The 7,637-nt window shown below is 68.4% G+C and carries 10 protein-coding genes and 1 pseudogene; 5 read left to right on the forward strand and 6 right to left on the reverse strand.

The features are described from left to right. The 3 genes from LXM94_RS01150 to LXM94_RS01160 form a co-directional block, all read left to right on the forward strand. On the forward strand, positions 1–391 hold a 391-nt coding region (locus LXM94_RS01150; protein ID WP_235769309.1), incomplete at its 5' end, for a LysE family translocator. A gap of 144 nt (positions 392–535) precedes the next feature. After that, on the forward strand, positions 536–979 hold the full coding sequence (locus LXM94_RS01155) for a cytochrome c (RefSeq protein WP_235769310.1): 444 nt from the start codon (positions 536–538) through the stop codon (positions 977–979). A gap of 173 nt (positions 980–1,152) precedes the next feature. After that, positions 1,153–2,061, forward strand: coding sequence for a cytochrome c (locus LXM94_RS01160; protein ID WP_235769311.1), 909 nt, complete (start codon positions 1,153–1,155; stop codon positions 2,059–2,061). Positions 2,062–2,074: 13 nt separating this feature from the next. On the opposite strand, the gene LXM94_RS01165 is transcribed toward LXM94_RS01160, so the two are convergent. Together LXM94_RS01165 and LXM94_RS01170 are read right to left on the reverse strand one after the other, a co-directional pair. Further along, positions 2,075–2,647 (reverse strand): DJ-1/PfpI family protein, encoded by a 573-nt coding sequence (locus tag LXM94_RS01165; protein WP_235769312.1) that lies wholly within the window; start codon positions 2,645–2,647, stop codon positions 2,075–2,077. Positions 2,648–2,657: 10 nt separating this feature from the next. Beyond that, on the reverse strand, positions 2,658–3,107 hold the full coding sequence (locus LXM94_RS01170; RefSeq protein ID WP_235769358.1) for a GNAT family N-acetyltransferase: 450 nt from the start codon (positions 3,105–3,107) through the stop codon (positions 2,658–2,660). A gap of 348 nt (positions 3,108–3,455) precedes the next feature. Between LXM94_RS01170 and bla the strand changes: the two genes are divergently transcribed. Beyond that, positions 3,456–4,343 carry a class A beta-lactamase gene (bla, locus tag LXM94_RS01175; protein WP_235769313.1) on the forward strand — a complete coding sequence of 296 codons (888 nt, stop codon included), beginning with the start codon at positions 3,456–3,458 and terminating at the stop codon, positions 4,341–4,343. A 16-nt stretch (positions 4,344–4,359) separates the two neighbouring features. Here bla and trhA read toward each other — a convergent pair whose 3' ends face one another. From trhA to LXM94_RS01195, 4 genes are all read right to left on the reverse strand, one after another. Then, complete coding sequence (gene trhA, locus LXM94_RS01180) at positions 4,360–5,025, reverse strand: PAQR family membrane homeostasis protein TrhA (protein ID WP_235769314.1); 666 nt, start codon at positions 5,023–5,025, stop codon at positions 4,360–4,362. Between the two features lie 140 nt (positions 5,026–5,165). Beyond that, complete coding sequence (locus LXM94_RS01185; protein ID WP_235769315.1) at positions 5,166–5,486, reverse strand: TraR/DksA family transcriptional regulator; 321 nt, start codon at positions 5,484–5,486, stop codon at positions 5,166–5,168. Positions 5,487–5,805: 319 nt separating this feature from the next. Next, positions 5,806–6,216, reverse strand: a complete 411-nt coding sequence (locus tag LXM94_RS01190) for a universal stress protein (protein WP_235769316.1) — start codon at positions 6,214–6,216, stop codon at positions 5,806–5,808. Positions 6,217–6,281: 65 nt separating this feature from the next. Further along, a complete protein-coding gene (locus tag LXM94_RS01195) occupies positions 6,282–7,223 on the reverse strand; it encodes a hypothetical protein (protein ID WP_235769317.1) in 942 nt (313 codons plus the stop codon). 204 nt (positions 7,224–7,427) lie between these two features. Between LXM94_RS01195 and LXM94_RS01200 the strand changes: the two are divergent. After that, a pseudogene (locus LXM94_RS01200) lies at positions 7,428–7,637 on the forward strand (VOC family protein); the annotation flags it as partial.

Here is a 7,637-nt window from a genome sequence, read left to right on the forward strand (position 1 = left end):
CTATGTCGCGTGGATCGGCTGGACGCTGCTCAAAAGCTCGATCACCGTCGACCGGGTCGATGCGCTCGACCGGCGCGGGCTCTGGACGCGCTTCCGCCAGGGGGCGCTGACGAGCCTGATGAACCCGAAAGCCTATCTCTTCATGCTGGCCGTCTTCCCGCAGTTCCTGCGGCCGGAATTCGGTCCGCTCTGGCGCCAGGCGCTGATCATGCTGGTGATGATCTGGGCGACGCAGCTCGCGGTCTATGGCGGGCTGGCGCTCGCCGCCGCCCGCAGCCGGGCGGTTCTGACCGGCAGCCCGGCGGCGACGAAGCTCGTCGGGCGGGCGGCCGGCCTGCTGCTGATCGTGATCGCCGCCGTCACGCTGCTGCGGGGATGGAACGGCGCCTGAGGGCGCTGCGCCGGCGGAACCGGGATCGCCTTGTTGGAACGATTTCAAACAAATGTTACTTCCCTGCCTTCCGCAAAATGCAATCATGCCGGCGCACTTGCAGAGGCGCCCGGCGTCCGGGCCGTCAACAATCGGGAGTTATCAATGAGACTGAAGACCATCGCGGCCGCTGCCGTACTTGCGGTCATTGGCGCCGGCGTCGTCGCGGCGGCCGACGAGCCCCAGGCCGTCCGCCAACAGATGATGAAGCAGGTGGGTGGCGCCGCGGGCGCGCTCGCCGGCATCGCCAAGGGCGAAAAACCCTTCGATGCCGCGGTCGTGCAGGCGTCGCTGACGACGTTCAGCGAGGTCGGCAAGGCCTTCCCCGAGCAGTTCCCGGCCGGCTCCGAGACGGGCGCGGAGTCCGAGGCGAGCCCGAAGATCTGGGAGATGATGGACGACTTCAAGGCCAAGGCCGCGAAGCTTGCCGCCGATGCCGACACGCTGCTGGCGGCGATGCCGGCGGATCAGGCGGGCGTCGGCGCTGCGCTTCAGACGATCGGCGCCAATTGCGGCGGCTGTCATGAGGTCTACCGCCTCAAGAAGTGAGCGGTAGGCCGGTTCCAGCACCCTTCTGAAATCAATTGAACCTGCCGCGCCGGCGTCCCTGCCGGCGGGGCTTTCGGGCCATGCCGCGGCGTGGCAGACTTGCCGCGCCGCGGCCGGGGTTTCGAGGCAGGGTGCAGGCATCGGCGGCCATGCGGGCAGACGGGGGAAACGACATGCGGTTGAAGAGGGCGCTCGCCGCCATCCTGGTTCTGGGCACCGCGGCGGCGGGCGCCTTCGTCTATGGGACAGCCCCGGCGCCGTTGCCGGCGGCGACCTGGCAGGGGCTCGGCGAGCCCGACCTCGCCAATGGCGAACAGGTCTTCTCCGCCGGCGGCTGTGTCAGCTGTCACGCGGCGCCGGGCGCGCCGGACGACCAGAAACGCGTGCTGGCCGGCGGGCGGGCGCTGAAAAGCCCCTTCGGCACGTTCCACGTGCCGAACATCTCGCCGGACGCGGAGGCGGGGATCGGCGGCTGGACGCTCGCCGAGTTCGGCAATGCCATGACGCGCGGCGTCGGCCGGCGCGGCGAACATCTCTATCCGTCCTTCCCCTACGCGTCCTACGCGCGCATGACGCCGAAGGACGTCAACGATCTCTTCGGCTACCTGAAGACGCTGCCGGCCAGCACCCATGTCGCGCCCGGCCACGACCTGCCGTTCCCCTTCAACGTCCGGCTCGCGCTCGGCGGCTGGAAACTGCTCTATCTGAACGACGCGCCGCGCGTCGAACTGGCGGATGCGGACGGGACGCTGGCGCGCGGCCGGTATCTCGTCGAAGGCCCCGGCCATTGCGGCGAGTGTCACACGCCGCGCGATTTTCTCGGCGGGCTCAAGGTCGACCAGTGGCTGGCCGGCGGGCCGAACCCGGAAGGCGAGGGACGCATCCCGAACATCACGCCCGGCGAGCGTGGCCTCGGCGGCTGGAGCGAGGGCGACATCGCCAGCTACCTGGAGACGGGCTTCACGCCGGAATTCGATTCCGTCGGCGGCAGCATGGTCGAGGTGCAGAAGAACATGGCGAAGCTGCCCGCCGCCGACCGCGAGGCGATCGCCGCCTACCTGAAGGCGATCCCCGCACGGTAGGCTTCGCGCCCGCTCAGCGGTGCTCGTCGCCGTAAAGCTTGAGGTAGTCCCTGAGGTCCTGGCTGTCGGCGCCGATGGCGGCGAGCACGGCGGCGGCGAACGAAACGGGAGCGGCGCCCGAAGCGGTGATGATGCCGCCGTCGCTGACGGCCCGCGGCTGGTCGCGGTAATGGGCTTCCCCGTGATAGGTCGGCGCCCATTGCGACAGCATGCCGGCGAAGTTGCTGGTATGCGCGCGGCTGTCGAGCAGGCCGAGGCGTGCCAGTTCCAGCGTGGCGTCGCAGATCGCGGCGACCGGCTTTCCGGCCGCGACGAAACGGCGGATCGGCGCTTCGAGGTCCGGAACCTGCGGCGACTGCCAGATCTTGCCGCCGGCCAGGACCAGCGCGTCGAAGTTTTCGGGCGCAGCCTCCTCCAGCCGTCCTGCCGAAGCGACCGAGAGCCCGCCGATCGACGTGACGCCGGTGCCGCCCGGCGTCAGCACCGTCACCGCGACGCCGCAGTCGTCGCGCGCCGCCGCCATCAGCAGCGCGCATTCCCAGTCGGCGAATTCTTCCGTCAGCCCGATCGCCAGCCGTTTTGCCATCTCGTCCTCCTTACGCCAGAGCCTGTACGTAGCGCATTCCGGTCACGGGTCCAGCCTTGAAGCTCATGCGTTCGTAGAAGCGGTGGGCGGCGAAATTGCCGGTGGCGGCGCCGACGGAGAGGTAGCCGCAGCCCGAAAGCCGTGCGTGTTCGCGGGCGCGGTTGACGAGATGGCGGCCGATGCCCGTCCCGCGATGGTCTTCGCGCACGAAGATCTGGTGGAGGTCCATGCCGCGCACGCCCTCCACGGCGCGGTACATCGGCACGAGCAGGGCGTAGCCGATCAGCCGTCCGCCGGCTTCCGCGACGAGGGCGGTGACCCATGGACTGGCGCCGAACAGGTCGCGGTCGAGGTCGGCGGCGGAGATCCGGGCCTTTTCGCCGTGGCATTCCGCATGCAGCGCGATCATGTCGATCAGTTGCATGAGATCGCCGGCGCGGGCGGCACGGATCGTCAGCATCGGCGGTCGGTCGATCTGCGGCGTTTCGAGTTTGATGACGGTGTTCACGTCGGGCTCCTTCGGGGTCTCTTGCCGTCAGGTGCCTCTTGAAACAACAAAGCCGCCCGACGGCGGCTTGTTGGTCATGATGATCGAACAGCCGCTCCCTAGAGGAACAGCCAAAAGTACGTCGCGGCGATGGGGGCGTTCTTGATCATGGCGGCGATATTCTCCGAATCCGCGCGCTTGTCAACGGTTTATTCACGCCGATCCGGCGATCGGCGGCGAAATCCGGGCCGTCCCTATCGAGGCCATATTCCGGACCTACCCGTTGCCGGGGGCGGGACGCGATCAGACACGGAGAAGACCATGCCCGAGCCGATAACGCGCCGAAGCCTCATCCTGTCCGCGGCCGCCGCCGCGCCGCTGCTGCTCACGGCCCGCTCGTCCGGCGCGACCGACGCCAAGGAGGACGTCTCCGACGAGCTCGCGGCGCTTGAGGCGAAGACCGGCGGGCGGCTCGGCGTGTCGGTCTTCGATACCCAGACGAATGTGGCCTTCGGCCGTCGCGAGCGGGAGCGTTTCGGGCTCGGCTCGACCTTCAAGGCGCTCGCCGCGGCCTGCGTGCTGGCCCGCGTCGACGAGGGCAGGGAACGGCTCGACCGGCGCATCGCCTACGGGGAGGGTGCGCTCGTGCCGCAGTCGCCCGTCACCGCGCGGTATGCCGGCAGGGAGGGCATGACGCTCGGCGAGATCTGCCGCGCCGCCGTTACCCACTCCGACAACACCGCCGGCAACATCATGCTCGACGTCATCGGCGGCCCGGCGGCCTTCACCGCCTGGCTTCGGGACACCGGCGACACCGAGACGCGGCTCGACCGGGCGGAACCGGAGCTGAACCGCGTCACCCCCGGGGATCCGCGCGACACGACGACCCCCGAGGCCATGCTCGCGACCCTCGGCCGCCTGGCGCTCGGCGAGGTGCTGTCGGACGCTTCGCGCATGCGCCTCGTCGACTGGATGGTGGAAAACGAGACCGGCGGGCGCCGCCTGAGGGCCGGCCTGCCGCCGGCCTGGCGGGTCGGTGACCGGACCGGCACCGGTCCGTCGCTCGCCGCCGACATCGCGGTCGCCTGGCCGGGACGGCGCGACCCGATCCTGATCGCCGTCTACATGGCCGAGACGACGGCGCCCGACGAGCAGCTGGATGCGGTCTTCGCCGCCGTCGGCACGCTCGTCGCCGGGATGGTGGGATAGGGCGCCGGCCCGCCCGTCACATGCCGACCGCGGCGGCGCGCAGGCAGGTGACGACCGCCGAATAATGCACCGCCGCCGCCGCGACCACGAAACCGTGCCAGATCGCGTTCTGGAAGCGCAACGTCTGCCGGACGTGGAAGATGACGCCGAGCGAGTAGAGGATGCCGCCGATGACGATGAGCGTCACCGTGGTCGCCGACAGCCGGGTGACGAGCGGGCCGGCGGCGAAGACGCCGCTCCAGCCCATGGCGAGATAGATGAGGATCGCCAGGCGATCGTAGCGGCCGGGCAGCAGGAACTTCACCGCCACGCCGGCAAGGGCCGCGATCCAGATGCCGACCAGCATGGCGGCAAGCAGCGGATCCTCCCAGCCGCGCTGGAGGAAGGGCGTGTAGGTGGCGGCGATCAGCACGAAGATCGCCGCATGGTCGAAGCGCCGCAGGTGCCATTTGACGATCGAGACCGGCCACAGATTGTAGGCAAACGAGGTGGCGAGCGCGAGCACGAGGCCGACACCGTAGATCCAGGCGGCGGCGAGCTGGCCGTGCGAGGAGAAGACGGTGGCGTAGAAGATGAGCGCGGTCGCGCCGATCAGCGCGAAGACGACGCCGATGCCGTGCACGACGCCGTCGGCGATCAGCTCCTGCCGGTCGTAGTTCCACCTGACGCCCCTGATCTCCATGCGCTGCCCTCCGTCTCGCAGCACGACGGTGCCGTCTCCTGGCGGAAGCATCAAGGGCAAATCGGTCGACAGCGCGGCGCCGGCGCCGAACAGGCGGTCACATTTCGTAACCGTCGTCACGGGCGACGCCGGGCTGCGGCTCAGTGGGCGATGCAGTCCTCGCAAAGGGCGGCATGCGGCACGGCTCGCAGCCGTTCGGGCGAGATCGGTTCGCCGCATTTGGCGCAGGCGCCGAAGGTGCCGGCCGCGATGCGGTCGAGCGCCGCCTCGATGGCCTCAAGCTCGCCGAGCCCGACCGTGCCGAGCTGCTCCAGCACCTCGTCGTTCTCGCGCTCGGTCGCGCGCTCCGCGCTGTCGGCGTTCATCGGTGCGTCGAGGTCGGTCTCGATCTTCTTCAGCCGGCGATAGAGCTCGCGTTTGCGGGCGGTCAGCGTGTCCTTGTAATGCGCGATGTCCTGCATGGTGCTTCCTTTCCCAGAAATCGTCTTGCCCCAGAAATCGTCTTGCAATGAGCCTAGGGCGCGGACCCATTAAATTGGTCGATTCTGCGTGATGGATTTTGTGTCTGGCCAGGAGGAAAGGTGCAGGAAATGCCGATCATTTTCAAACCTTTCCGACGCCGTCCAGGCGCAAAATCCATCACGCCCTTCGGGGTCGTCACCATGGGCCGTCTGATCGCAAACAATGCTCGACAAGGCTGAAGGCCTTGCCTTGCGCTCGTTTGCTTCCATCCAATCCCATGGTGACGAACAGAATGGATCAATTGAATGGCTCCGCACCCTAGCGGTCGACGAGGACCGAAACGGGGCAGTGGCGCACGACCCGGTCCGCCGTCGCGCCGAGGAAGTAGTTGCTGATTCCCGGCCGGTGCGAGGCGATCACGACGAGGTCGGCGCCGTGTTCCTCGGCGGCGCGGTTGATCTCGCGTGCCGCGCTGCCATAGCGCACCTCGACAAGCGCATCGACACCCTGTTTGTCGCGCAGCGCCGTCAGCCGGTCAACGGCGAACTCCCGTTCGTTCTCGAGGAAGTCGGCGGGAAAGTCGATCGCCATGTAGCTCTGGACGTCCTCGACGACGTTGAGAAGGATGATCTTGCCGCCGGGCGCCGAAAACGTCTTCGCGCGCCGCAGCGTCGTTTCCGCCCGCTCCATCTGGTCCATGGCGACCGGCACGATGATCTTGCTGTACATGGGCCTTCTCCTGTTCGACATCGCCGAACCTTGCCGAAGGGGAGAATGTGGTGCCTTGACGCGGATCAACCGCCGGGGATGGTCCGACCTGTGTCCCGCGCGGCCTTCCTGCCCGGCTTCTTGCGGACGTCGATGAAACGGCAGCCCATGGCGCGGATCGCCTTGCGGTCGGCCCGGTAGCGTTCGGCGAGTGTCCTGAGGAGCGCCGGATCGGTGACCGCGAGCTTCTCGTCGGGTGCATCGAAGGTGAAGCGCTTGAGCATGCGGCCCATGCGCGTCAGCTCGCCGGGGGAGAGGTGGCCGTCGAGCAGCCGCATGACGGTCTGGCCCTTGGCGGTCAGCGACGCGTTGATGCGCAGCGATGCGAGGCCTTCGGTGATGGACAGTCCGCTGTTCGGCGCGATCGCGTCGAAAATCGCCTGCGGGCTGCGGCGGAAGCGCTCGTAGGTCCAGACCGTCACGCGGTCGGGGCCGGCGAGATCGACGAGGTCGCGCACCCAGTCCGCCCAGCCGCGTTCGCTGCGCATGCAGTCTGCGAGATAGGCATCGAAATCCGGCATCTTCCGCCGCGAGGCGCCCTGCAGATAGGCCGAGACCAGATAGTCGGCATAATTCCGGATGCAGACATACCAGTGCACCTCGTGCGCCGAGAGCAGGTGGGCGAGCGTCTTCGCCCGGAGCGCTGCGGCGGGGTAGAGGCCGCGGCCCTTGGTGTTGTCGTTGATGACGCCGGAGAGGTTCTCGTCGGAGACGATCGCCAGCCGCGCGGCGCCGGCAGCCGGGATCAGCGGCCGGAGATGCGCCGCAAGCAGCGGCTCGGACAGCCGCGCCGCGACGCCGCCGAGCCGCACGGCGCGGTCGAAGCGCGGCGTGAAGCCGGCCCTGAGCTCGGAAAGGTCCGGCACGAGGATGCCGTTTGCCGCGAGCACCGCCCGGTTGTCCCGCAGCACTTTCTGCAGGAAACTCGTGCCGGTCTTGTGGGCGCCGAGATGAACGTGAATCAGCATGTGGGCTTGCGGAAAGGATGAAGGATTGCCGAGCAGTAGACCCAAGCCGCCGGCCTTGGCAAGCCGGCCGCGCGGTGCGGCATTCATTGTCAACGTCTTGTTGACAGTAAATCGCCGGCTGATGCGCTTTCTCGAACGGCCAGCCTGCGCCATAGTCTTCCCTGCCAGCGGTTTCGCCGAAACCGCACGCCAAGGACAAGCGCCATGCCGACCATCGACCGCCGCAGCTTTCTCGGGGCCACCGCCGGGCTCGTTGCCGCCGGCGCGGGCGGTGCGCATGCGGAGACCCCGATCATGAACGAAGCCGTCGCGACCGCGTCGCCGGACCATGCCGTCAACATGCCGGCCCATATCGATCATTCCCGGCTCGTCGTGACCGACCTGCCGCTGGTGTCGAACTGGTACCGGACGGTC

Source organism: Rhizobium alarense, assembly GCF_021555155.1.
GTDB lineage: Bacteria > Pseudomonadota > Alphaproteobacteria > Rhizobiales > Rhizobiaceae > Rhizobium_D > Rhizobium_D alarense.

Excerpts from the sequence above, each read along its gene's own strand:
- LXM94_RS01155 (WP_235769310.1), top strand. The coding sequence starts at position 536 with ATGAGACTGAAGACCATCGCGGCCGCTGCCGTACTTGCGGTCATTGGC.
- LXM94_RS01160 (WP_235769311.1), top strand. The coding sequence starts at position 1,153 with ATGCGGTTGAAGAGGGCGCTCGCCGCCATCCTGGTTCTGGGCACCGCG.
- LXM94_RS01165 (WP_235769312.1), bottom strand. The coding sequence starts at position 2,647 with ATGGCAAAACGGCTGGCGATCGGGCTGACGGAAGAATTCGCCGACTGG.
- LXM94_RS01170 (WP_235769358.1), bottom strand. The coding sequence starts at position 3,107 with ATGCTGACGATCCGTGCCGCCCGCGCCGGCGATCTCATGCAACTGATC.
- bla (WP_235769313.1), top strand. The coding sequence starts at position 3,456 with ATGCCCGAGCCGATAACGCGCCGAAGCCTCATCCTGTCCGCGGCCGCC.
- trhA (WP_235769314.1), bottom strand. The coding sequence starts at position 5,025 with ATGGAGATCAGGGGCGTCAGGTGGAACTACGACCGGCAGGAGCTGATC.
- LXM94_RS01185 (WP_235769315.1), bottom strand. The coding sequence starts at position 5,486 with ATGCAGGACATCGCGCATTACAAGGACACGCTGACCGCCCGCAAACGC.
- LXM94_RS01190 (WP_235769316.1), bottom strand. The coding sequence starts at position 6,216 with ATGTACAGCAAGATCATCGTGCCGGTCGCCATGGACCAGATGGAGCGG.
- LXM94_RS01195 (WP_235769317.1), bottom strand. The coding sequence starts at position 7,223 with ATGCTGATTCACGTTCATCTCGGCGCCCACAAGACCGGCACGAGTTTC.